Genomic DNA, 21,756 nt, shown 5'->3' with positions numbered 1-21,756 from the left:
GCCCGGCCCCTCAGAAGAACGTGCGGATGTAGTCGGTGACCGTGCCGTCGGCCTCGACCAGCGGGATCAGCTGCCACTTGTCGAAGCTCGTGCACGGGTGGGACAGGCCCATGCCGACCCAGTCGCCGACCTCGAGCTCGGCCTCCGCGGTCGTGCGGACCCAGCCGTGCTGGTCGGACAGTCCGCTGACCGTGATGCCGTGCGCCGGGCGGATTTCGCCGGTGCGGCCGTCGCGGACGACCTGGGCCTCGGGGAGGTCGAGGTCGTATGCCGCGTCGCGCTTGCCCGCGTTGACGAAGGCCTGGTCGGGGGTGGGGCGGGAGACGACCTGGGCCCAGAGGCGGAAGGCGGGCTGGAGGGCGCCCTCCAGCGGGATGCGGTTGAACGGGGTGAGGTGGCGGTAGTGGCCGTCGTCGTGCGAGACGTACGCACCGGAACGCAGCAACTTCAGTACGGGGAGGGAGAGTTCGGGGATCTCGCCGAAGACGTCCGCGACCGCGTCGAACCAGGCGCTGCCGCCCGCGCTGACGACGATCTCCTCGGTGGCGGCGAAGCGGCCGGCCTTGTCGAAGTCGGCGGCGAGTGCCGTGAGGCGGCGCACCCAGGTGCGGACGCGGTCGCCGTCGGCCTGCGGTACCTCGCCCTCGTAACCCGCGACGCCGACGAGGCGGAGGGTTGCGGCGGCGGCGACCGCGTCGGCGACGGCTGCGCAGTCGGCTTCCGTACGTGCTCCGGTCCGGGCACCTTCGCCGGCGCCGAGTTCGACGACGACGTCGAGAGGGCGGGAGACGCCGGCGTCGCCGAGGGCCGCGTCCATCAGCTCGACTCCGCGTACGGAGTCGACGTAACAGATGAAGCGGAAGCCGGGGTCGGTGTCCAGCTCGTGCGCGAGCCAGCGCAGGGCGGCCGGGTCGACGACCTCGTTGGCGAGGAAGATGCGCTGGATCCCGTAGGCGCGGTAGACGCGGGCCTGGTGCGGGACGGCGGCGGTGATGCCCCAGGCGCCGTGCTCCAGCTGGCGGGCGAAGAGCTGCGGCGACATGGAGGTCTTGCCGTGTGGGGCGAAGACGAGGCCGTGGCGCTCGGAGTACGTCTCGAGGAGGGCGAGGTTGTGCTCGACGGACTCGGCGGAGAGGGCGAGTACGGGGGTGGTGAAGCCGCCGGTGAAGAGGTTGCGGCGCTCGGCCGCCAGGGCGCCGACGGTCAGGCCCGCGGCTTCGGCGTCCGGGGGGAGGGCCTTGAAGCGGTGGTCGACCGGTTCGTCGGCGAGCCGGTCGAGTCGTCCGGCGGCGATGTCGGTGGCGTCGGCAGCCATGGGGCCTCCTCGGGAGATTGCCGTACGGTACGTGCATTCTGTCGCGTTGCATTCCTTGCAACACCCATTGCGCACTTCGCTTATCGCTGTCTAACATCCGAGCCACGCCGGGTCAATGGAGTCTCCGGCGACCGACCAGCGAGGAGCTTGAGCGACTGTGACCGCGACCGTGCCGGGACCCGTCGACGTCGTCTGTCTTGGCGAGTCCATGGTCACGTTCCTGCCCACGCGGCAGGGGCGCCTCGCCGATGTGCCGTCGTTCGTACGTGGTATCGGCGGAGCCGAGTCCAACGTGGCGTGCGGTCTGGCGGCGTCCGGGCACAGCGCGAAGTGGGTCGGGCGGGTCGGCGCGGACGGCTTCGGTGAGCATCTGGTCGCGGCGATCGCGTCGTACGGCGTCGACACGTCGGCGGTGCAGCGCGATCCGCAGCGGCCGACGGGGATCTACTTCCGTACGGCCGGCGACCGCGCGGCCGATGCGCATGAGGTCCTCTACTACAGGGCGGGATCCGCGGCGTCGGCGATGTCGCGGTCGACGGTCCGGGACGAGGACGTGTGGTCGGGGCGGATCCTGCACCTGTCCGGGATCACGGCGGCGCTCTCGGCGGACTGCCTCGCCCTGATACGCGAGCTGACGACACGTAGGCCGGGCCGCGCGCTCGTCTCGTTCGACGTGAACTACCGCGTGAACCTGTGGCGCGAGGCCGAGGACCCGCTGGTGCTCCTGGACCTGGCGCGGGGCGCGGACCTCGTGTTCGTCGGTGAGGACGAGGCGGAGGCGGCGTGGGGCCTGCGCGGCGCGCCGGCGGTCCGCGCGGCGCTGCCGGAGCCGGAGGTGCTGATCGTGAAGCAGGGCGCGCAGGGGGCGACGGCGTACGTACGGGACGCGGAGCCCGTCCCCTCCCCGCCCCTGCCCGAACCGGGGGCTCCGCCCCAGGAGCCCCGCGCCTCAAACGCCGGCGAGGCTGATTTTCCGGCCCGCCCGGCACTGGCCCCGCGCAGCGGACCCGCCCCCGACACCGTCACCCACGCACCCGCGCCCCGCGTCGATGTCGTTGCCCACGTCGGCGCCGGCGACGCCTTCGCCGCCGGGTTTCTCTCCGCCACCCTCCGCGGGCTCCCCGCCCACCACCGGCTGCGGCACGGGCATCTCATGGCCGCCGCCACGCTCACCGCCGACGCGGATCTCGCCATGCCGCCCACGCGGGCGTATGCCGACCGGCTGGTCGCACTCGACGCCCGCGGCTGGGAGACACTGCACCTCGGCCCCGGCTGGACCGCAGCCGTGGATGAGGAGGTACCTACGCCATGAGCCAGACCGTCGATCGCGCCCTGAGCATCCTGCCGCTGCTCGCGCAGGGACCCGCCGACCTCGGACAGGTCGCCGACCGGCTCGGAGTGCATAAGTCCACCGCCCTGCGCCTGCTCCGTACGCTTCACGAGCACGGACTCGTCTACCGCCAGCAGGACCAGCGCTACCGTCTCGGCGCCCGCCTCTTCGCGCTCGCCCAGGAAGCCGTCGAGAACCTTGATGTACGGGAGATCGCCCACCCTCATCTCGTACAGCTCAACGAGCAGTGCGGGCATACCGTCCACCTTGCCGTGTACGAGGAGAGCGAGGTCCTCTACATCGACAAGGTCGAGAGCCGCTATCCCGTCCGGATGTACTCCCGGATCGGCAAGCCCGTCGCCATCACCGTCGCAGCGGTGGCGAAACTGCTGCTCGCCGACCTCCCCGAGGCCGAGCGGCGCGCTCTCGCCGAGAAGCTCGACTACCCCATGTACACATCCCGTTCGATCCCGAACCCCGCCGCGTTCCTCAAGGAGCTCGCCGTCGTCCGCGAACAGGGATGGGCCACCGACCTCGGCGGCCACGAGGAGTCCATCAACTGCATCGGCGCCCCCATCCGCGGGGCGGACGGCCGCGTCGTCGCGGCCATGTCGGTCTCCGCGCCGAATGTCGTCGTCACCGCAGAGGAACTCCTCACCCTTCTCCCTCTGTTGCGCCGCACCGCGGACGCCATCAGCCGGGAGTACTCCGGTGCTGTACCTGATTCCAAAGCCGTCCCACCCAAGGAAGCTCCATGAGCGAGAAGATCGCGATCACCCCCGCCACCCACACCGCACCGCCCGCGAAGTTCTCCCACGGCGTCCGCAAGGGCAACATCCTCCAGGTCGCGGGCCAGGTCGGCTTCCTGCCCGCCGTAGCGGGGCAGCCTCCGACGCCCGCGGGCCCGACCCTGCGCGAGCAGACCCTCCAGACCCTCGCCAACGTCAAGGCCGTGCTCGAAGAGGGCGGCGCGAGCTGGGACGACGTGATGATGACCCGCATCTACCTCACGGACGTGGCCCACTTCGCCGAGATGAACGAGATCTACAACGCGTACTTCGAGGAGCAGGGCCTCAAGGAGGCCGCCTCCGCCCGTACGACCGTGTACGTCGGCCTGCCCAAGGGTCTGCTCATCGAGATCGACGCCCTGGCAGTCCTCGGCTGACCTGCGGCTGATCTTGCACCACCCCGCTCTTCACGGCGCGGCGCTCTCCCCCCGAGCGCCGCGCCGTGATCCCCCACACCCAAAATCCCCCGAACAACGAGGTCCCCCGCCATGCTGCTCGCCGCTGACGCACCACCGGAGACCCCACCCCACACGGGCGGTCTGCTCCTGCTCATCGACGGCACCGCCGGTCTGCTGACCGTCGCCGCCCTCGGCATCGCGCTCCTTCTCCTCCTGATCATCAAGGTCAGGCTGCAGCCGTTCGTCGCGCTCCTCGCCGTCTCCATAGCCGTCGGCCTGGCCGCCGGCCTCTCCGTCACCGAACTCTTCGGCACCGTCCAGAAGTCCGCCGCCGTCTCGGTCATCGAGTCCGGCATGGGCGGCATCCTCGGACACGTCGCGATCATCATCGGTCTCGGCACCATGCTCGGCGCGATTCTCGAAGTGTCGGGCGGCGCCGAGGTGTTGAGCTCGCGCCTGCTGAACCTCTTCGGCGAGAAGCGCGCCCCTCTCGCCATGGGCCTCACCGGCCTGATCTTCGGAATCCCGGTCTTCTTCGACGTCGGCATCTTCGTCCTCGCGCCGATCGTGTACGCCGCCGCGAAGCGCTCCGGCAAGTCGATTATTCTCTACGCGATGCCGCTGCTGGCCGGTCTGTCGATGACCCACGCCTTCCTGCCGCCGCACCCCGGCCCGGTCGCCGCCGCCGGCCTGCTCCATGTCTCACTGGGCTGGGTCATCCTGATGGGCATCGTCGTCGGCCTCCCGGCGGTCCTCGCCGCCTGGTGCTACGCCGCCTGGATCGGCAAGCGTCTGTTCGTCGAGGTCCCGCAGGACATGCTGGAGGCCGCGGAGGAAGCCAAGGCCGCCGTGCGCGCCGAGCAGACCGCCGCGGGCCGCACCCCGCGGGAGCGCCCGGTCGGCCTCGGCACGGTCCTGGCCATCATCGGTACGCCGCTGCTCCTGATCCTCGCCGCGACGTTCTCCTCCATAGCACTGGACCCCTCCACGCTGCGCTCGGTCATCGAGTTCTTCGGTCACCCTTTCGTCGCCCTGACGATCGCGCTGCTGCTGGCGTACTACCTGCTGGGCCTGAGGCGCGGCTGGTCCCGCAAGTCCCTGGAGTCCGTGTCGACTTCGTCGCTGAAGCCGGTCGGCAACATCCTGCTCGTCGTCGGTGCGGGCGGCGTCTTCGGAGCCGTACTGAAGGCGAGCGGTGTCGCGCAGGCACTCTCCGACACCTTCAACGGCATCGGGCTGCCGGTCATCGTCCTCGCCTATCTGATCTCGCTGGTGCTGCGCGTGGCGCAGGGCTCGGCGACGGTCGCGATCGTCACCACGGCCGGCATCGTGCTGCCGCTGGTCGAGAACGGCGACCACTCACAGGCCTTCCTGGCGCTGGTCATCATGGCGATCTCGGCCGGTTCGATCTTCGCCTCGCATGTCAACGACGGCGGATTCTGGATCGTCTCCAAGTACTTCGGCATCACCGAGCGCGACACGCTCAAGTCGTGGACGGTGCTGGAGTCGGTGCTGTCGCTCGCGGGCTTCGCGATGGCGGCGGCGCTGAGTCTGGTCGTCTGACCGTACGGATGTGAGCAGGGTGCCCCGGGACTTCATCCGTCCCGGGACACCCTGATGTGCAGGCTTTCAGATCCGCAGATCCGTCAGCTCTTGCAGTACTGCTGTTCCTTGCCGATCGAGCGGTACATGCAGTCCGAGTTCTCCAGCAGCTGGAGCACCGCGTCCCGGTTGCGGCTCGTCTCGCGCTCGATCACCTCGTCGGGCGGGTAGAAGCCGCCACCGCCGAAGCCCGTCGGGTACATCTCGAAGGTGTATGCGAAGACCTTCTGGTTGCCCCACAGCCAGTCGTCGATCGAACCGTCCGTGATGTAGAGGTCGCTCGACTGCTCCGGGGTGTAGCCGTTGCTCGCAGCCATCTTCCTGCCCACCGTGGCGAAGGCGTCCCGGTCGTCCTGGGTCAGCCCCGGGGCGGTGTCGGCGTTGGTGTAGCCGAACGGCCAGAGCACCAGCTCGCTGTACGTGTGGAAGTCGATGGCCGTTTTGATCTGCTGCTTGCCGCCGACGACCCGGCTGCGGGCGAAGTCGGCGACCACCTTGACCTCGGGCGCGGACTCGGCCCCCGCGCCGCGGTAGGTCTCGGATCCGGCGGAGCCGGAAGATCCGCCGCAGCAGCCCCACTTGTAGTTCCAGTTGCGGTTGGTGTCCGTACCGACCGACGAGGAACCGGAGTTGGGCTGCCGGTTCTTGCGCCAGCTGCGGTAGGAGCCGGTGGCGATGTCGTACTCGCCGCCGTCCGGGTTGACGTCGGGGATGATCCAGATCTCGCGGCCGTTCACGGCGTTGGTGATCCGGGAGTCGGTGCCGTAGCCCGCGCCGAGCTCGCGCAGCAGATACAGCGCCATCTCGACGGTGAGGTGCTCGCGCGCGTGCTGGTGGTGGGTGAAGAGCACCTCGGGCTCGTTCTCGTCCGTCGCGACGTTGTCGCTGACCTTGACGGCGATGATGTCCCGGCCCTGGTAGCTCTTGCCGATGACGCGCTTGCTCATGATGCCCGGGTACTTGGCGATCCGCTGATCGATCTCGGCGGTCGCCTCGGCGTAGTTGTGATAGCGCGAGTCGGCCGACGGGAAGTCGAACGGCTCGACAGCCACGCCGCTCCTGGTTCTGGCCGGGGGAGCGGACAGAGCGACGAGCTTGTATCCGAGTGCGCGAAGCCGCTTCGCCTCGGTGGCGGTGGCGCTGACGACGAGGGAGTGCGCGTCGGCCTCGTCGACCGAGACGCCGGTGGCGGCGATGGCGGTACGGGCGGCGACGGTGGACGGGCCCTGGATCTCGTACTGGAGGATCTGCTCCTCCCCGGCGGCGGCCGGGGATGTCGCGTCGGGGGTGGCGGCTTTCGTGGGCGAGGCGTTGGCGGTGAACGGTGCGGCTACTGCGAGCGCCAGCAGGGCCGCGAGGGTGGCGGTCTTCCTGCCGCTCAGCTTTCCGTTGCCGCCGCCGCGTGGGCGAAGTCGCATGCTGTCTCCTGGGTGGGGAGTGTGGGGGGTTGCTCAGTTGCGACGCACGTGGTGCGGGTGTGTGCGCACATCTTGAGGGGCTGGCATGACCCGGTCAAGAGTGCGCTTCAGCCATCGGCACGCTACCGCGCGGAAGGGCCGAGACGTCGGACCCCTTTGCGTGATCACCCGAACGCGTCCCTGGTGACGCCTGTCACGCTCCGGGACCAGTGGGGAGGGCGGGCACGTTCATGGCAGGCACCGCCGATCGTCAAGCGGATGAGACCAACAATCAGCCACGTTCGCCCAATTGGAGATACATCGGAACGGGGGGTACTGCTGACCCCGGCCGACATCAGAGCCGTACGGCCCGGACGCCCTCGGTGTCCGGGCCGTACAGCATCCCGTCCCGCACCACCGGGTCGTCCGCCAGCGCCCCGTCGCACGGCACCCGCCACTGCGGTTCTCCGGTGGCGATGTCGTACGCCCACCAGGCCGTGTCGTGGCCGACGAGGGCCAGCCGGCCGACCGGGACCGGGAGGGTCCACGACGGTTGTTCGCGGTCCTGGCGCCACAGTTGGCGGCCGGTCAGGGCGGAGTGCGCAAGGACATAGCCGGGGCGGTCGTCGCCGATGCTCCGGCCGTCCTCGCCGTTGTACTGGTCGCCGGACGAGAGCAGCACCGTGCCGGTGTACGGAACCACCTCGTCGCGCGCGTGAGGGGCGGTTGTCGCCGTCCAGGTCCGGCGGCCGTCGGCGGTGGCGTGTGCGTGCAGATGGCCGCGGCCGTCGTGGAGGTAGGCCGTTCCGCCGTCCGGGGTCGCGGTGATCGTGCCGTCCAGGGCCGGGACGTTCCAGCGCGGGGTGCCGTCGGCCGCGTCGTACGCGTACAGACGGGTGTTGCCCTTGGGGCCCGAGACGAGGAGGACTGCGTCGGGGCCGAGTGCGAACGACGGCGAGTACTCGCCGCGGGCTGCCGCGACGTGCCAGCGGACCCGACCCGTGGCGGGGTCGCAGGCGGCCACGCCGTCGGGTGTCTCCTTGAAGAGAACACCGCGCTTCGGGTCGGGCGTGAAGAGCCAGGACGCGTCGCTGCGCCACAGGACACGGCCGCTGCCCGTGTCGATCCCGCACACCACGCCCGGCTCCAGCATCTTGCCGTCGTCGTCGGTCCGCGCGCGCAGCTGGACGCAGAGCACACTGCCGAGCACGAACGGCCGGTCGGGCTCGCCTTCCTCGACGAGCGGGCCGGTACGCCACAGGCGCTTGCCGTCGCTCGTGCGGTACGCGTGGACCAGCCCGTCCTGGCTCACGCGGAAGGCCGTGCCGCCCGCGACCGTGACCACGTCGGGTTCGGTGCCGGTCGACTCGCCGCCCTTCGCACTCCAGCGGGTGTCACCGGTCCCGGCGTCCAGCGCGTGCAGAAGGTCGGGACCTACCGTGGCGACGTAGACCGTGCCGCCGTCGACCGTGAGCTCGCCGTAGACACTGCCGTCGAACGTCCACGCCGTGGCCCGCTTCTTCGGCCCGTCCTCCTCCGCCGCGCTGCACGCGCCGACGACGCCGACTGTGGCCACCAAGCCGAGCGAGCCGCGCAGCAGAGTGCGGCGGCTGATGCCGAAGTCGTCCCCCATCACGTTCACAGGCGCAACGTACAGCAACGCGCGGCGACGTACAGCAGCGCCGCCGGGGGAGCGGCGGCGCTGCTTTTCCAGGGAGTCAGGAACGGCGGTTACGGGAGGGCGTGCACATGCGGACCCACCGCGTTGGACCAGGCGTTGCCCGACGTGGCGTCCCAGTTCGTGGACCAGGTCATCGCGCCGCGCAGCGAGGGGTATGTCTTGGACGGCTTGAAGGAGCCGCAGTTCGTGCCCCTGGCGAGGCAGTCCAGCGCGTTGTTCACGATCGTCGGGGAGACATAGCCGCTGCCCGCGCCACTGGTCGAGGCCGGCAGACCGAGCCCCACCTGGGCCGGTGCGAGACCGCCTTCCAGCTGGATGCAGGCGAGGGCGGTGAGGAAGTCCACCGAGCCCTGCGAGTACACCTTGCCGTCGCAACCGAGCATCGAACCACTGTTGTAGTACTGCATATTGACGACGGTCAGGATGTCCTTGATATTGAGCGCCGTCTTGAAGTACTCGTTCGACGTCGACTGCATGTCGATGGTCTGCGGGGCCATCGTGATGACGAGTCCGGTGCCCGCCTTCGACGACAGCGAACGCAGCGACTGCGACATGTACGTCGAGTTGAGGCCGTTCTCCAGGTCGATGTCGACGCCGTCGAAGCCGTATGTCTGCATCATCGAGTAGACGGAGTTGGCGAAGTTCGTGGCGGAGGCCGAGTCGTTGATCGTGACGGTGCCGTTCTGGCCGCCGATCGAGATGATCACGGACTTGCCGGCCGCCTGCTTGGCCTTGATGTCTGCCTTGAACTGGTCGACGGTGTAGCCGCCGAGCCCGGCCGAGTCGAGATTGAAGGTGACACCGCCGGGCGTGCCGGTCGCGTCGGCGAAGGAGACCGCGATGATGTCGTAGTTGGCCGGCACATCGCTGATCTTCTGGACGGTGGCACCGTTGTTGAAGTTCTGCCAGTAGCCGGTCACCGCGTGCTTGGGCACCGATCCGCCGCCTCCGCCGCCTCCGCCACCACCGGTGGCCGAGGTGGTACCGGTCACCGCCGCGGACTTGGCGGACTCACCGGCCGCGTTGGTCGCGGTCACCTGGAAATGGTACGAGGTGGATGCGCTCAGCCCGGTCGCGGTCGCCGAAGCGCCGGTGACCGACTGCACCTTGGTGCCGTTCTGGTAGACGTTGTAGCCCGTCGCGTTGGACACGGTGTTCCAGGACAGCGCCACGGAGGACGAGGTCACGGATCCGGCCGCGAGACCGCCCGGGGCGGCGGGCACGGTCGGCGAGGGGTCGCCGCCACCGCCGGCGTCGGGGCCGAAAACGGAGACGTCGTCGGCGTAGTAGGCGGCCTGCCCGTACCAGCCGTGCGTGTAGACCGTCACAGAGGTGGTGCTGCTGCCGGTGGTGAAGGTGGTGGACAGCTGCTTCCAGCCGGCGGAGTCCGGCGTCCAGGTGGAGACGTCCGTCGTGCCGGTGCCGCTCGCGCCGAGGTAGGTGTAGCCGCCCTGCACCCAGGCGCTGAGGGTGTACGTCGAGTTGGGCTTCACCGTGACGGTCTGCGTGCACTTTGCGTTGTCCTGCCCGGCAGGCGTGGCCTTGAGCGCGGAGGCGCCGCCGTGTACGGGGGAGGAGGCGGTGACGCCGCTGCCGCCGGAACAGGTCCAGTTGGTGAGCCCGGACTCGAAGCCGGCGTTCTTGGCGACGTTGATGTCGGCGGCCTCTGCGGTACCGGCGATGCCCATGAGGGAAAGCCCGGTTCCGACGGCGAGCGCCAGGGCGGCACCCAGCCATCTCCGTGAGCGTGTGGTGCGGTCCACTTGCTGCCTCCGGTGGGGGAGTTGGGGGGTGTGGAGGGGGTAGGGAACGGTGGCCACCGTTGGGCGTACAAACTGGTCCAGACCAATAAGGTTGTCAAGACCTCTGGCGATGATTCGTATACGGACGCGCACCGAGCATCCGGCGTGGGTGCGGGACGGCCGTGCTCAGTCCCCGTCCTGCAGCCGGTCCCCGGCGTATCCCGCCACGCACCCCACCACCAGCACCGCGTTGGACAGCAGAAGGCCCTCCGCCGCCAACTCCTCCCACTGCACAGCCATGTTGAGCAGCTGCGCCACGACCGGTACAGCGAACGCCGCCGTCAGGTGCCGGGGTGTCGAGGCCCGGTACGGCTCGTGGTGGACCCGCGCGGCCGCCCATGCCGCCGAGGCGATGCAGAGCGCGTTCGGCAGATGGATCAGGAGCAGCCGGCCGCCGAAGGTCTCCAGGCGCGGGCCCGTCGCCACGTAGTCGTAAACGAGTGTTGCCTGGGCGTACTCGGTGAAGACCAGGACGACGGCTCCGGCGGCCCAGGCCCGTACGAGCGCCAGAAACGCCGCACCACGCCGCTCCTGGTGCGCCCGCTGACAGCCGTATCGCGTCATCGCGCCGTGACCGTGATCGAGCTGATGATCTTCTTCAGGTCGCCGTCCGCGAGCCGTCCCCCGGCCGCGTCGATCCGTACGGCGTACGCCTTCTTCTGCGCGTCCAGCCCGGCGACGATCACGCCCTTGATCCGCGTCCCCTGCTGGACGAACTCGAAGTCGACGCGCCGGGCTTCCGCATCCTTGCCGTCCGGGCCCGTGACCTTGACGTCCCGCTGCCCGTGCAGCTTCGAGCCGAGCGCGATGCCCGCCTCCGCGCCGATCGCGGCCTCCTCCGCCGTATCGGCCTCGGTGAAGTCCAGCTGCACGGTGATCACGCCGACTGCGCTGCCGTCGGCGGTGAGGGTGGCGGCGGCCGCATTGTGCTTGCTGCGTTCCGCGTCGTTCTGCGGCTTGAAGGCGGGCGGATGGGCGACGGTGAGGGCAGGTGTCCGCAGCGTGCCCCAGTCCTCGGGGGCCCGGCCTGGCTTGTCCGTACCGCATCCGGCGGCGAACAGGGTGGCTGCGAGCAGCCACGCGGCGGCGGTCTTCTTCCGGCTACGCATCGCAGGTGCTCCCTCGGGCTGGTCAGTTGGCGCAGTAGCTGTACGGCACATAGTGACGACCGTTCCCATGGGGTGCGCCCAGGAACTCGGCGGCATTGAGGGTCTCCTCCTTCTTCTCGGTGGAGACCGAGAAGCCGAGGCTGAGCCCGAGATTCAGCTCGAAGCCGTACTCGGCCGCCTCCGTCTGACCTGTGTATGTCGTCTTGCTGGACAGGCCCTCGTCGAAGAGCAGCTGCCCGAATCTGTCGTCGGCACCGGGCCGTTGCGTCGGGGCGTGGGCGTTGAACATATAGGCGAAGGGCGCGCCGTACTGCCCGCTCCCGTCCAGCCAGTCCTGCGCGATCGCCCGTCCGGCATCGCCCTCGGCCCCCGGTGCGAACGTCATGGAGTTGGTGACGACCTCGATCCCGGTGGTCTGATCGCTGCCCTTGACCCCGCCGCTGCCACCCCGCTTGTCCGTGCCCGACTTGCCGTTGTCGCCGCCGACCTTCGCCCCGTCCTTGGTCCCGCCCTTCTCGACGGTGCGGGTCATGTCGATACGCAGCAGCTTGCCGGTCTTCTTGTCGTGGGTGACGGTGATGGTGCCGGTCTGCGTGGTGGACGCGGACGACTCACCGCTGAGCGGCCCGGCCTCGTACCCGACCTTGGTCCCGTACTCGATCGACGCGCTGTACGTATACGACTTGGTGCCGTTGAAGTCGTTGTCGGTCCAGGTCGCCTCGGGGGTGAACTTGAAGGACCCGCCGAGGGTCGCGCCGAGCTTCTTCTCGTCGCCGGCGGAGAGCTTGAGCCCGCCGGCGGCACTGGCCTCGAGCGCGACCTTGCCGTAACTGATGTGACGGTTGCCGAGCTTCTCCTCGATGCGCTTGCGCAGCTTCTCCTCCTCGGCGAGGGGCCCCTTGCCGAGGAAGTAGAGGATGCTGTTGCCGAGCCCGCCACCCTGGGCGTTGGCGTGCCGATTGGTGAGCTCGTACGTCTTGAGCTCCTCGAGGTCCTTACGGAAGGCGGCCGCGTCCGCCTCACTGTCGAAGACCCAGGTGTCGCCGTTGGTGACCTTGATCCCGGCGCCGAGCTCGACCTTGTCCGAGCCGAATTTCCCGATCTTGGCGCCGGGTTTCCAGTCCTTCTTGGCGGCGACGGAGGCGGCGTCGGTGAAGGTCATCATCACCCGCTGATCACGATCGTCGACGGCGCCGTCGCCGTTGACGTCGGTGTTGGCCTTGAAGCTCTGTTGCTGGAAGCCGTACTCCTCGCCCCACTCGATGAAGAGGATCTTGGCTTTTGCGCCGGCTTTGTCGGTGATGGAGGAGATCTGGCAGAGAGGGGGCTCGTAGTCGGCGTCGGTCCTGGGTTTGGCTTCGGGCCTGGGAGCCGAACTGCAGGAACCGCCCGTGATCACACAGCGGATCTTGTCGCCGATCACGCGGCCCACGTCCAGCGTCGTCACCGCGGCGATCAGGGCGATGAGGACCACCAGTATTCCGATGTACTCAACGGCCGTGGTGCCCCGGTCGCGTGCCGGGTTTCGTTCTCGGTGCCGTCTCATCCGACGTCCCCCTCGGTGGCCCCATGCCTCTCGCACAAGGAATCGGATGTGGAGCGTACGAAGGAGCGCGCCGGGTCGGCTTGGGCCCGGAGACCCAAGGCGGGCCCAAAACAGAGCTGCTACGGCATGAATTCACTTCCGTGAAACGAGAGTTAACCTCTGACGCCTTCGCCCGTTTTCGCCTGTGCGGAGCGTGTGCGGGTTGTGGCCCAGAGATCTGAAAGGTGTTCTCTGCCTCGTATGACGTGGATAAAGTGCTGAAGCAGAAGCACGGAGCTGTAGGTATCTGCGGTCGCCGGAACCCCGGCGCCCGGAGCTGAACGGGGAACCAGCGTGCCGACCGCAATAGCTGTCACCAGCGCCGATCTGGTGCTGCCGCCTACCGACCACCAGACCCCCACTGCGGCTCTGCTGCAGGCGCCGGATGCTCAGCCCCTGGATGCCGCCCTTGCCGACATGACCGTCCTGCTGGAGCAGCACGGCTATGTGATCGCGCTCTATCCCGCGTCCATACCCGTCGCCCACGAACGCCGGCTGCACACCGTCCGGTCGGTCCTGGAGAGCGACCGGATCGCGCTCCTCAAGCTGGATCTGCCGCCGCTGGGCGTGGCCGTACTGGGGCGCCAGCTACGTCAGTTATCCATCTGCGACTTCAGCGCGGGGATCGTCGCCTCCGCCGCCCGCCTGCTCTCCCACTACATCTACGCGGGTGCGCTGCTCAACTCCGTCACCAAGCTCGACCGAGTACCGGTGAGCCTGAAGTCCCATGCCAAGTCCTGGGTTCCGGGCTCCCAGTTCGCCGTACTCGCCAACCCCGGCCCGCAGCTGATCAAGATTGGCACGGGTCAGCTCGCCGGTCCCGAGTTCAGTACGCAACTGCTGTTCGCCAAAGGACAGTTGCAGACCGAGTGGGTGACCTCGACACTGGCTCCGGCATGGCAGGTGCAGGCAGTGCAGGAGACCGCACTTCTTTCCGACTCCCCTCGCTGGTGGGGCACGTCCAGACTGATCGAATTCGCCGCCTACCTGCCCGATATCTCCGTGCTCTACCAACTGGTGTCGTCCGTACGGCGAGAGGTGTGCACCTGGTGCGGAATTGAACTCATCGGTGATCGCTGCGGCTTCTGCTCGGCGCCGCTCGCCCCTGCCGAGAACCAAACGCGCACGCCTGGTGTCCTGAACCAAGGGGCCCCCATGCACCAGAGGTCGTAACCGGCGGCTGGGGCTGCTCCCCGGACGCCCCACCTCAACGGCCCAGCCGCAGCAGCTCAGGTACGTGCACAGTCCCGACTCTGTCCACTCCGTCAACGCTTCTGAACGAGGTTCTCCTGCCCATGAATTCACGTCAGCGCCGTGGCGTCATACTTCTGCTCCTGTCGGTTCTCTGCGCCTTCGGTGTGTTCGCCGGCGTTCTGTCCGTCATCAGTGATGTGAATTCCAAGGTCGGGCCCGAGGTCACGGCGTACCGGATCAAATCCGACGTGGCCCCTTACACGGTTCTGGAGCCGGGGCAGTTCGAGAAGATTTCCATGCCCAAACGCTGGCTGTCGCAGAATGCGGTCACCGATCTTGCGGTGGTGAAAGACAAGATCGCTGTCACGCAGCTCAAGAAGGGCTCGTTGCTGCAGGACGACATGATGGTGAGGAAGCCCGCGGTCGGCAATGGCGAGCAGGAGATCGCCATCATGATCGACGCGGCCACCGGTGTGGCAGGAAAGATCACGCCGGGTTCGCTGGTGAACATCTTCGCCACCTTTGCCGGGAAGAAGGAAGGGGACGTGGACCAGTCCCGCATCATCGTCCCCAACGCCAAGGTCATCGACGTCGGCCGGATCACCGCCCTCAAGCCCGACAAGGACGACCGGGGCAGCGGACTCACCCAAGCCGTGCCGATCACCTTCGCCCTCAACACCACGGATGCCCAGCGTCTGGCCTACGCCGAGTCCTTCGCCGAGCACGTCCGCCTGGCACTTCTCGGCAATGGCAGCCCCACCACGCTGCGCCCGGGAGACGGCACCTACACCCTCGACGAAGACAAGAACAAGTGAGGGCTGTATGACCACGCGAATCATCCCGGCCGTCGGCGACGCCGATGCCGCCCGATCCATCGCCACCCTGCTCAGCCAGCTCCCGGACGCGGAGCCGGCCAGCCCGGTGGGCGACTCGACCACGCTCCTCGACACACTGGCCCGACTGGCCGGCGAGTCGATCGACGAGCTGCCCGAGGTCGTCCTCGTGCACGAGCGGATCGGACCGGTACCGGCACTCGAGGTGATCCGGGAAGTGGCACTGCGCTTTCCGGCGGTCGGGGTCGTGCTCATCACCACCGATGCCAGCCCCGGGCTGTTCTCGGCGGCCATGGATTCGGGTGCGCGAGGTCTGATCGGACTGCCACTGAGTTACGAGGAGCTGGTCACCCGGGTCCAGGCGGCGGCCGGCTGGTCCGTCGGCGTACGCCGCCACCTCGGGCAGGGTACGGAGGTCTTCTCCGGTCCGGGTGGCACAGTCGTCGCCATCGCGGGCGGCAAGGGTGGCGTCGGCACCACGCTGATCGCGGTCCAACTGGCTCTGGCGGCACAGGCATCGGGCCACCACACCGCACTCGTCGACATGGATCTGCAGGCCGGTGACATCGCCTCCTATCTGGATGTGCAGTTCCGTCGCTCCATCGTGGACCTGGCGGGCATCCAGGACATCTCGCCCCGTGTGCTCCAGGACGCGGTCTTCCACCACGAGACCGGGCTCGGCCTGCTGCTCGCTCCCGGCGAGGGCGAACGCGGCGAGGAAGTCACCGACCGGGTGACACGACAGGTCGTCAGCGCGCTGCGCCAGCGCTACCAGGTCGTGGTCATCGACTGCGGCTCACAGATGAGCAGCGCCAATGCGACCGCCATCGAGATGGCGGAGAAGGCGGTGCTGGTGACGACCCCGGACGTGGTCGCGGTGCGCGGCGCCAAGCGCATGGTCCGGCTCTGGGACAGGCTCCAGATCCGCAAGGCGGAGGAGACCGTCACTCTGGTCAACCGGCATATACGCAACACCGAGATCCAGCCGGCGCTGATCGAACGGATCACCGGCACCCGGGTGGCCTCCATCGCCGTCCCGTCGAACTTCAAGGAGCTCCAGGGCGCGGTCGACGCCGGCCGAATGCAGGACCTGGAGGCCAAGAGCACCGTGAAACAGGCGCTGTGGGGCCTGGCCGGAGAGCTCGGCCTGGTGCAAACGGCGGAGAACGAGGGCAAGGGCAGGGCCAGGGGCGGAAGGGCCGCGAACGACCGGGGGTCGCTCGCTTTCGGACGCCGTTCACGTGGCGACGCATCGAGTGACGGGAAGTGAGGGGCAGGAGGATGAGAACCAACTGGCCCGGAAGGCATGTACGGGTCGGCGTGCGGGCCCGAAAACGGGGACTCGCAGGCGACCGCGGCCAGATAGCCGTCGAGTTCATCGGCATGCTGCCGATCATTCTCATTACGTGTGTGCTGCTCTGGCAGGCCGTGCTGTTCGGATACGCGTACACCCTGGCGGGCAATGGCGCGGACCGGGCGGCGCACGAGGCAGGCGTCACCTACGGACAGCTGGACACGGCAGCACAGTGCAACGAGGGCGCGCGCCTGGGCGTGGCCGACCCGGACTACGAGTTCAGCGAGAACTGCAGCCCGGATCTGGCGCACAACACCATGCGGGCGAGCGTCGGGGTGAAGGTCCCGGTGCTCATACCGGGCCTGATCGACTTCTCGTTCGGCACGGTGACCGGCAAAGCCAGTTCGCCGCTGGAGGGCTGAACCGATGACCAGGCGCAGAGACGACAGGGGCGCGACCGCGGTCGAGTACATCGGATTCCTGCCGATCCTGATTCTCATCGGGATCTGCCTGCTGCAGTTCGGTCTTGCCGCGTACGCCATGCAGCAGGCCGGCACCGCAGCCCGCACCGCCGCCCGTATCGGATCTCAGAGCAATGACGCCGCGGCCAAGGCGGCGGGCGAGGCAGCCGTCAGCGACCTCCTCCAAGAGGGCACCGACGTCGACATGAGCGGCGGTTCCACCGATGACGCCAAGGCGACGGCCACCGTTCGGATTCCCTCGGTCATTCCGGGCTTCTCGTTCGACCCGGTGAAACGTACGTCCATCATGCCGCGCGACTGACGAACAGACCCGCACAGCGAAGGAGTGGGAGTACTGATGAGCCTTCTGGAGCGCCGAGGCGCCCCCGAGGAGAACGGCGGGAACCGCGAAGACGGTCATCTCGTCGCGACCTACCGGGCGAAGCTGCTTCAGGAGATCGATCTCGCGGAGATGTCGGCGCTCGCCGCGGTGGAGCGCCGCGTCCGGCTGGAGCGCGTACTCGGCCACATCATCAGCCGCGAAGGTCCCGTCCTCTCGACCGTCGAGCGCGCTCAGCTGATCCGGCGGGTCGTCGACGAAGCCCTCGGCCTCGGAATCCTCGAACCCCTTCTGGAGGATGCGTCGGTCTCCGAGATCATGGTCAACGGCCCGGACCAGATCTATGTGGAGCGCGGTGGCCGGGTCGAGCAGCTCTCGATGCGGTTCGCCTCCAACGACCAGTTGATGCAGACCATCGAACGTATCGTCTCCACCGTCAACCGCCGGGTGGACGAGTCGAATCCGATGGTCGACGCCCGCCTTCCCAGCGGCGAGCGCGTCAACGTGATCATCCCTCCGCTGTCGCTGACCGGCGCCATCCTCACCATCCGCCGCTTCCCCAGAGCCTTCACCCTGCGGGAGCTGATCGGGCTCGAGTCGCTCGACGAGCCGATGCTCTATCTGCTTTCGGCGCTGGTGCAGTCAAAGATGAACATCATCGTTTCCGGTGCCACCGGCACCGGAAAGACCACACTGCTCAACGCCCTGTCCGGGCTGATTCCCGAGGGCGAGCGTGTCATCACCATCGAGGACTCGGCCGAGCTGCAGCTGCAGCAGTCGCATGTGATCCGTCTGGAGTCCCGCCCCCCGAACGTCGAGGGCAAGGGGCGGATCACCATTCGCGACCTCGTACGCAACTCGCTGCGTATGCGCCCGGATCGCATCATCGTCGGCGAGGTCCGCGGCGGCGAAACACTTGACATGCTCCAGGCGATGTCGACCGGTCACGACGGCTCTCTCGCCACCGTCCACGCCAACAGCGCCGAGGACGCGCTGATGCGGCTGCAGACCCTCGCCTCGATGTCCGAGGTGGAAGTCCCCTTCGCCGCCCTGCAGGACCAGATCAACTCCGCCCTCGATGTCATCGTGCAGCTCACCCGCCATGCCGACGGCTCCCGGAAGATCACCGAGATCGCGATTCTCGACTCGCACGGTCGCGAGCCCTTCAAGATCGTCTCGGTGTGCCGCTTCCTGGCCCAGCCGATGGAAGCCGACGGAAAGATCCACGGGCACTTCGAGTACTACCCGCTGACCCGCCGGGTCGCCGACCGCCTCTACATGGCCGGTCAGCCCGTCCCTCAGGCCTTCGGTATCGCACAGTCCGACGAACAACTCGCCTCCAGAGAAGCCAAGTAGCGAGTAGGTGCCAGGAAATGAATCGACTGGATCAGCTGACGATCGGCGCCACACTGCTCTTCAGCGCGCTCCTGATCGCGGGCGTCCATACCTACGCGTCGGGCAAGGCCCAGCGCGCGGCGCTGGAACAGCGCCTGTCGTCGACGCAGCAGATCACGACGACCGGGCGGCGGCGCCGCTTCAGGGGCTTGGACCGCAGGCTGAAGCAGACCGGCTTGGGCAAGAAGATCGAGCGACGGCTCGCCGCCACGGGCCTGGATCTCACCCCGGGAGAGTTCTTCGTCTACATGGTCGCCGCCGTCGCCGGGCTCTGGCTCCTCGCCAGCTCGATACTCGCTTCCTTCTTCGGCCCGATCGCGGGACTGATTGCGCTCTGGTCCGCGTTCGCCTTCCTCAACTGGCAGCGCCAGAAGCGCATCGAGAAGTTCATCAACCAGCTGCCCGAGCTCTCCCGCATCATCGCCAACGCCACCCAGGCGGGCCTCGCCCTGCGGATGGCGATCAGCCTCGCCGCCGAAGAGCTGGATGAGCCGGCCGGAGACGAACTGGCCAAGGTCGCCAACGCCCTCGCTCTGGGCCACTCCATCGACGACGCTCTCGGCGAGCTGGCGGACCGGCTGCCCTCCCGCGAATTGGTCGTTCTTGTCACGACCCTCGTCCTCTCGAACCGCTCCGGTGGCGCCATCGTCAGCTCCCTGCGCAACCTCACGGAGACGCTGGAAGAGCGCAAGGAGACCCGGCGCGAGGTCAGGACCCAGCTCTCTCAAGTGACGCTGACCGCCTACATCGTCCCCGGGATGGGCCTCGCGATGCTGATGCTCATGGACAGCGTCTGGAACGGCGCGCTGGACAAGATCACCGGCAACACGCTGGGGCAGGCGGTCGTCCTGCTCGCCCTGGGCCTGTATCTCGTCGGCTTCTTCCTCGTCCGTCGCCTGGCCAAGATCGAAGTCTGAGGAGGCGCCATGGATCTGCTGCTCGCACTCGCCGCAGGGCTCTGCGTAACCGGCATCTTCTACGGGATCAGGCTCTACCGCGCCGATGCCAAGCTGCCGACGGATCTCGCTGTCGCCCTCGAAGTGGGCTCCACCCGCACCAGCGCCGTGGGCAGCGGCATCGACCGCCTCGGCATGCGCTATGCGCCCGCGGTGCTGCGGATGATGGGCCCCAAGCGAGTGAACAAGCTGCGGGAGAGGCTCGACAAGGCGGGCAACCCGGGCGGTCTGACCGTCGACCGGTATGCGGCCCGACGTGCCGTCTACGGATTCATCGGCGCGTTGGGGGCGTTCGCCCTGCTCATCAACGCCCATCCTTTTCTCGCCCTGCTGTTCGTGGCTTTCGGCATTTGGTGGGCGGAGGTCGGAATCTGGGCGGCCACCCGCGCGCGCAAGGCCGCCATCGAGCGCACGCTCCCGGACTTCCTCGATGTGCTGGCGGTCGTCGTCTCCGCAGGCCTCGGCTTCCGCCAGGCACTCGACCGGGTGGCGGAACGGTACCGGGGGCCATGGGCCGATGAACTCAAGATCACGCTGCGCCAGATGGACATGGGTGTCAGCCGTCGCGACGCCTTCGAGCAGCTCCGCAAGCGCAACGCCTCCGAGCAGGTCGCCCAGTTCGTCACCGCGCTCCAGCAGGGCGAGGAGCTCGGCGCGCCCATCGTCGACACCCTGATCGCCATTGCCAACGACATGCGCCGTACGGACGCCCAGAACGCCCGCCGCAGAGCGTCCAAGGCCGTCCCGCAGGCGACGGGCATCGTGACCATGCTCATGGTCCCGGCCACCATCCTGCTCATCGGAGCCGGCATGTTCCTCGGCTCGGGCATGAGCATCGGCGGATGAGCAGCGGATCCCGAGGAAGGGGGACAGGCACATGGTGCTTCACCCGGTGTCCACCGGACCGGCCGGCATCGTGACGGCGGACGGCGTGCTCGGCGTGGCAACCGGCGACGCCGCCCCGGCCGAACCCGCGCTCAAAATTCAGCTGAGCGCGCTGCAGGCCATGTGCCGACAGGTGTTCGGATTCCGGCTGGCGATGATCGCGCTGGCCACCCCGTTGGCCATCATGGGTACGGCATCGGGCTGGCCGACCCTCCTGGTCGGCATCGCGATCCTGGTCACCTTCATGGGGTCGTACGTCCTCTTCCGCGACTGGGAGCGCTTCGGCCCGCTGCTGCTGCGGCACCCGTGGCTGCTCGGCATCGACGCCTTCTTCGGCGCGCTGCTGCTGATCACCGCGACCCCGGCCAGCCCGCTGAGCTACGTCACCATCTGCACGCCGCTGCTGGCGGGACTTGTCTACGGCTGGCGAGGCGCCGGTGTCTTCGCCGCACTGACCATCCTGATCATCTTCGCCGCCTATGGAGCCAACACCGAGCTCAGGGTCTCGATCGCCGGCTCCACGCTGCTGCCGGGCCTGTGTGCCGTGCTGGGCGCGGTCGGAGTCAGCCTGCGCCAGCTGATGCTCCGCTTCGGCACGGCGACCCAGGCGCTCAGCGACGTACGCTCACGGCTCGCGGTGACCGAGGCCGTCGAAGGTGAACGTGCCCGACTGGCGCGGGAGATGCACGACTCTGTCGCCAAGACCCTGCACGGCGTCGCGATGGCCGCCGACGGCCTGGCGTCCTCCGCCGACCGGATGGACCCGCTCACCGTCAAGCACCAGGCCGGCATGGTCGCCAGATCCGCCCGCCGTGCCGCCGCCGAGTCCCGTGAGCTGCTCTCCGACCTGCGCCGTCAGACCGACCTCGGCGCCGCCGGGGTGGATGTCGTCGCCGAGCTCAGCGCCCGTACTGATGATTTCGCCCGGAAGACCGGACTGCGGGCCACCTGGCGCACCCTCGGTGACGCCACCGTCCCCGATGTCCCGCACGCCGTCGCCCGCCACCTGCTGACCATCGCGTCCGAAGCGATGGAGAACGCCCATCGCCACGCCCGACCCACCTGCCTCGACGTGTCCGTGGGCGTCGTGGACGGAGCCTTACGGATCAGTGTCTACGACGACGGGCGCGGCCTGCCGCCAGGTACGTCGCTCGACGACCTCAGAAAGGCGGGTCACTTCGGACTCGTCGGCATGGTCGAGCGCGCGGCCGGAATCGGCGCCCGCATCCGCATCGGCCGTGGACGGGCGACCAGAGGAACCGAAGTCCGCCTCGAGATCCCCGTCAATGCCCTACTGCCCAGCGGCCTGCCGGCCGCCGTACACCCGTCGCCCACGAGCTGGCCGGTCCCAACCGACAACAGTCCCCACACACTCTGAAAGGAGGCCGCAC

Annotated in this window: 20 protein-coding genes; 13 read left to right on the top strand and 7 right to left on the bottom strand. The window is 68.4% G+C overall.

Going from position 1 to position 21,756, the window contains the following annotated elements:
- Positions 1 to 10 precede the first annotated feature (10 nt).
- Complete coding sequence (locus AB0D12_RS27200) at positions 11 to 1,315, bottom strand: alanine racemase (protein WP_362688007.1); 1,305 nt, start codon at positions 1,313 to 1,315, stop codon at positions 11 to 13.
- 208 nt (positions 1,316 to 1,523) lie between these two features.
- Between AB0D12_RS27200 and AB0D12_RS27195 the strand changes: the two genes are divergently transcribed.
- The 4 genes from AB0D12_RS27195 to AB0D12_RS27180 all read left to right on the top strand — a co-directional run bounded on the left by AB0D12_RS27195 (position 1,524) and on the right by AB0D12_RS27180 (position 5,394).
- Positions 1,524 to 2,627 carry a sugar kinase gene (locus AB0D12_RS27195; protein ID WP_362688237.1) on the top strand — a complete coding sequence of 368 codons (1,104 nt, stop codon included), beginning with the start codon at positions 1,524 to 1,526 and terminating at the stop codon, positions 2,625 to 2,627.
- A complete protein-coding gene (locus AB0D12_RS27190) occupies positions 2,624 to 3,403 on the top strand; it encodes an IclR family transcriptional regulator (protein ID WP_362688004.1) in 780 nt (259 codons plus the stop codon). The genes AB0D12_RS27195 and AB0D12_RS27190 overlap by 4 nt, the downstream gene beginning before the upstream one ends.
- Positions 3,400 to 3,810: a RidA family protein gene (locus AB0D12_RS27185; protein ID WP_327325764.1), complete on the top strand. Its 411-nt coding sequence runs from the start codon at positions 3,400 to 3,402 to the stop codon at positions 3,808 to 3,810. Before AB0D12_RS27190 ends, AB0D12_RS27185 begins: the two co-directional genes overlap by 4 nt.
- Positions 3,811 to 3,921: 111 nt before the next feature.
- Entirely contained in the window at positions 3,922 to 5,394 is a 1,473-nt protein-coding gene (locus AB0D12_RS27180) for a gluconate:H+ symporter (RefSeq protein WP_362688001.1), read from the top strand.
- Between the two features lie 83 nt (positions 5,395 to 5,477).
- On the opposite strand, the gene AB0D12_RS27175 is transcribed toward AB0D12_RS27180, so the two are convergent.
- From AB0D12_RS27175 to AB0D12_RS27150, 6 genes are all read right to left on the bottom strand, one after another.
- On the bottom strand, positions 5,478 to 6,851 hold the full coding sequence (locus tag AB0D12_RS27175; protein WP_362687998.1) for a M14 family metallopeptidase: 1,374 nt from the start codon (positions 6,849 to 6,851) through the stop codon (positions 5,478 to 5,480).
- 334 nt (positions 6,852 to 7,185) lie between these two features.
- Positions 7,186 to 8,463, bottom strand: coding sequence for a PQQ-binding-like beta-propeller repeat protein (locus AB0D12_RS27170; RefSeq protein ID WP_362688234.1), 1,278 nt, complete (start codon positions 8,461 to 8,463; stop codon positions 7,186 to 7,188).
- Between the two features lie 98 nt (positions 8,464 to 8,561).
- Complete coding sequence (locus AB0D12_RS27165) at positions 8,562 to 10,244, bottom strand: glycoside hydrolase family 18 protein (RefSeq protein ID WP_362688231.1); 1,683 nt, start codon at positions 10,242 to 10,244, stop codon at positions 8,562 to 8,564.
- Between the two features lie 195 nt (positions 10,245 to 10,439).
- Entirely contained in the window at positions 10,440 to 10,877 is a 438-nt protein-coding gene (locus tag AB0D12_RS27160; protein WP_362687995.1) for a hypothetical protein, read from the bottom strand.
- A complete protein-coding gene (locus tag AB0D12_RS27155; protein WP_362687992.1) occupies positions 10,874 to 11,422 on the bottom strand; it encodes a hypothetical protein in 549 nt (182 codons plus the stop codon). Before AB0D12_RS27155 ends, AB0D12_RS27160 begins: the two co-directional genes overlap by 4 nt.
- Before the next feature lie 22 nt (positions 11,423 to 11,444).
- Positions 11,445 to 12,968, bottom strand: coding sequence for a hypothetical protein (locus AB0D12_RS27150; RefSeq protein WP_362687989.1), 1,524 nt, complete (start codon positions 12,966 to 12,968; stop codon positions 11,445 to 11,447).
- 333 nt (positions 12,969 to 13,301) lie between these two features.
- On the opposite strand from AB0D12_RS27150, the gene AB0D12_RS27145 reads away from it, so the two are divergent.
- The 9 genes from AB0D12_RS27145 (at position 13,302) to AB0D12_RS27105 (ending at position 21,743) form a co-directional block, all read left to right on the top strand.
- A complete protein-coding gene (locus tag AB0D12_RS27145) occupies positions 13,302 to 14,180 on the top strand; it encodes a hypothetical protein (RefSeq protein ID WP_362687986.1) in 879 nt (292 codons plus the stop codon).
- Between the two features lie 122 nt (positions 14,181 to 14,302).
- Positions 14,303 to 15,016: a Flp pilus assembly protein CpaB gene (gene cpaB / locus AB0D12_RS27140; RefSeq protein WP_362687983.1), complete on the top strand. Its 714-nt coding sequence runs from the start codon at positions 14,303 to 14,305 to the stop codon at positions 15,014 to 15,016.
- Between the two features lie 7 nt (positions 15,017 to 15,023).
- Complete coding sequence (locus AB0D12_RS27135) at positions 15,024 to 16,304, top strand: AAA family ATPase (protein ID WP_362687980.1); 1,281 nt, start codon at positions 15,024 to 15,026, stop codon at positions 16,302 to 16,304.
- Positions 16,305 to 16,315: 11 nt separating this feature from the next.
- Positions 16,316 to 16,750 carry a hypothetical protein gene (locus AB0D12_RS27130; protein ID WP_362687977.1) on the top strand — a complete coding sequence of 145 codons (435 nt, stop codon included), beginning with the start codon at positions 16,316 to 16,318 and terminating at the stop codon, positions 16,748 to 16,750.
- A 4-nt stretch (positions 16,751 to 16,754) separates the two neighbouring features.
- Positions 16,755 to 17,111 (top strand): TadE/TadG family type IV pilus assembly protein, encoded by a 357-nt coding sequence (locus AB0D12_RS27125; RefSeq protein ID WP_327325774.1) that lies wholly within the window; start codon positions 16,755 to 16,757, stop codon positions 17,109 to 17,111.
- A 36-nt stretch (positions 17,112 to 17,147) separates the two neighbouring features.
- Positions 17,148 to 18,485 carry a CpaF family protein gene (locus tag AB0D12_RS27120; RefSeq protein ID WP_362687974.1) on the top strand — a complete coding sequence of 446 codons (1,338 nt, stop codon included), beginning with the start codon at positions 17,148 to 17,150 and terminating at the stop codon, positions 18,483 to 18,485.
- Between the two features lie 17 nt (positions 18,486 to 18,502).
- Positions 18,503 to 19,441, top strand: a complete 939-nt coding sequence (locus AB0D12_RS27115) for a type II secretion system F family protein (RefSeq protein ID WP_362687971.1) — start codon at positions 18,503 to 18,505, stop codon at positions 19,439 to 19,441.
- A 9-nt stretch (positions 19,442 to 19,450) separates the two neighbouring features.
- Complete coding sequence (locus tag AB0D12_RS27110; RefSeq protein ID WP_362687968.1) at positions 19,451 to 20,326, top strand: DUF5936 domain-containing protein; 876 nt, start codon at positions 19,451 to 19,453, stop codon at positions 20,324 to 20,326.
- A 31-nt stretch (positions 20,327 to 20,357) separates the two neighbouring features.
- The gene (locus AB0D12_RS27105) at positions 20,358 to 21,743 is read left to right on the top strand and encodes a histidine kinase (protein WP_362687965.1); all 1,386 of its coding nucleotides are present in this window, start codon (positions 20,358 to 20,360) and stop codon (positions 21,741 to 21,743) included.
- The last annotated feature ends 13 nt before the right edge of the window (positions 21,744 to 21,756 follow it).

It is taken from the genome of Streptomyces sp. NPDC048479 (genome assembly GCF_040651435.1).
In the GTDB taxonomy this organism is placed as follows: domain Bacteria; phylum Actinomycetota; class Actinomycetes; order Streptomycetales; family Streptomycetaceae; genus Streptomyces.
This window is presented reverse-complemented; position numbering and strand designations above follow the sequence as displayed.

Excerpts from the sequence above, each read along its gene's own strand:
- AB0D12_RS27180 (WP_362688001.1), top strand. The coding sequence starts at position 3,922 with ATGCTGCTCGCCGCTGACGCACCACCGGAGACCCCACCCCACACGGGC.
- AB0D12_RS27190 (WP_362688004.1), top strand. The coding sequence starts at position 2,624 with ATGAGCCAGACCGTCGATCGCGCCCTGAGCATCCTGCCGCTGCTCGCG.
- AB0D12_RS27115 (WP_362687971.1), top strand. The coding sequence starts at position 18,503 with ATGAATCGACTGGATCAGCTGACGATCGGCGCCACACTGCTCTTCAGC.
- AB0D12_RS27195 (WP_362688237.1), top strand. The coding sequence starts at position 1,524 with ATGGTCACGTTCCTGCCCACGCGGCAGGGGCGCCTCGCCGATGTGCCG.
- AB0D12_RS27130 (WP_362687977.1), top strand. The coding sequence starts at position 16,316 with ATGAGAACCAACTGGCCCGGAAGGCATGTACGGGTCGGCGTGCGGGCC.
- AB0D12_RS27150 (WP_362687989.1), bottom strand. The coding sequence starts at position 12,968 with ATGAGACGGCACCGAGAACGAAACCCGGCACGCGACCGGGGCACCACG.
- AB0D12_RS27170 (WP_362688234.1), bottom strand. The coding sequence starts at position 8,463 with ATGGGGGACGACTTCGGCATCAGCCGCCGCACTCTGCTGCGCGGCTCG.
- AB0D12_RS27175 (WP_362687998.1), bottom strand. The coding sequence starts at position 6,851 with ATGCGACTTCGCCCACGCGGCGGCGGCAACGGAAAGCTGAGCGGCAGG.
- AB0D12_RS27135 (WP_362687980.1), top strand. The coding sequence starts at position 15,024 with ATGACCACGCGAATCATCCCGGCCGTCGGCGACGCCGATGCCGCCCGA.
- AB0D12_RS27105 (WP_362687965.1), top strand. The coding sequence starts at position 20,358 with ATGGTGCTTCACCCGGTGTCCACCGGACCGGCCGGCATCGTGACGGCG.
- AB0D12_RS27125 (WP_327325774.1), top strand. The coding sequence starts at position 16,755 with ATGACCAGGCGCAGAGACGACAGGGGCGCGACCGCGGTCGAGTACATC.
- AB0D12_RS27110 (WP_362687968.1), top strand. The coding sequence starts at position 19,451 with ATGGATCTGCTGCTCGCACTCGCCGCAGGGCTCTGCGTAACCGGCATC.
- cpaB (WP_362687983.1), top strand. The coding sequence starts at position 14,303 with ATGAATTCACGTCAGCGCCGTGGCGTCATACTTCTGCTCCTGTCGGTT.
- AB0D12_RS27120 (WP_362687974.1), top strand. The coding sequence starts at position 17,148 with ATGAGCCTTCTGGAGCGCCGAGGCGCCCCCGAGGAGAACGGCGGGAAC.
- AB0D12_RS27185 (WP_327325764.1), top strand. The coding sequence starts at position 3,400 with ATGAGCGAGAAGATCGCGATCACCCCCGCCACCCACACCGCACCGCCC.
- AB0D12_RS27155 (WP_362687992.1), bottom strand. The coding sequence starts at position 11,422 with ATGCGTAGCCGGAAGAAGACCGCCGCCGCGTGGCTGCTCGCAGCCACC.
- AB0D12_RS27200 (WP_362688007.1), bottom strand. The coding sequence starts at position 1,315 with ATGGCTGCCGACGCCACCGACATCGCCGCCGGACGACTCGACCGGCTC.
- AB0D12_RS27160 (WP_362687995.1), bottom strand. The coding sequence starts at position 10,877 with ATGACGCGATACGGCTGTCAGCGGGCGCACCAGGAGCGGCGTGGTGCG.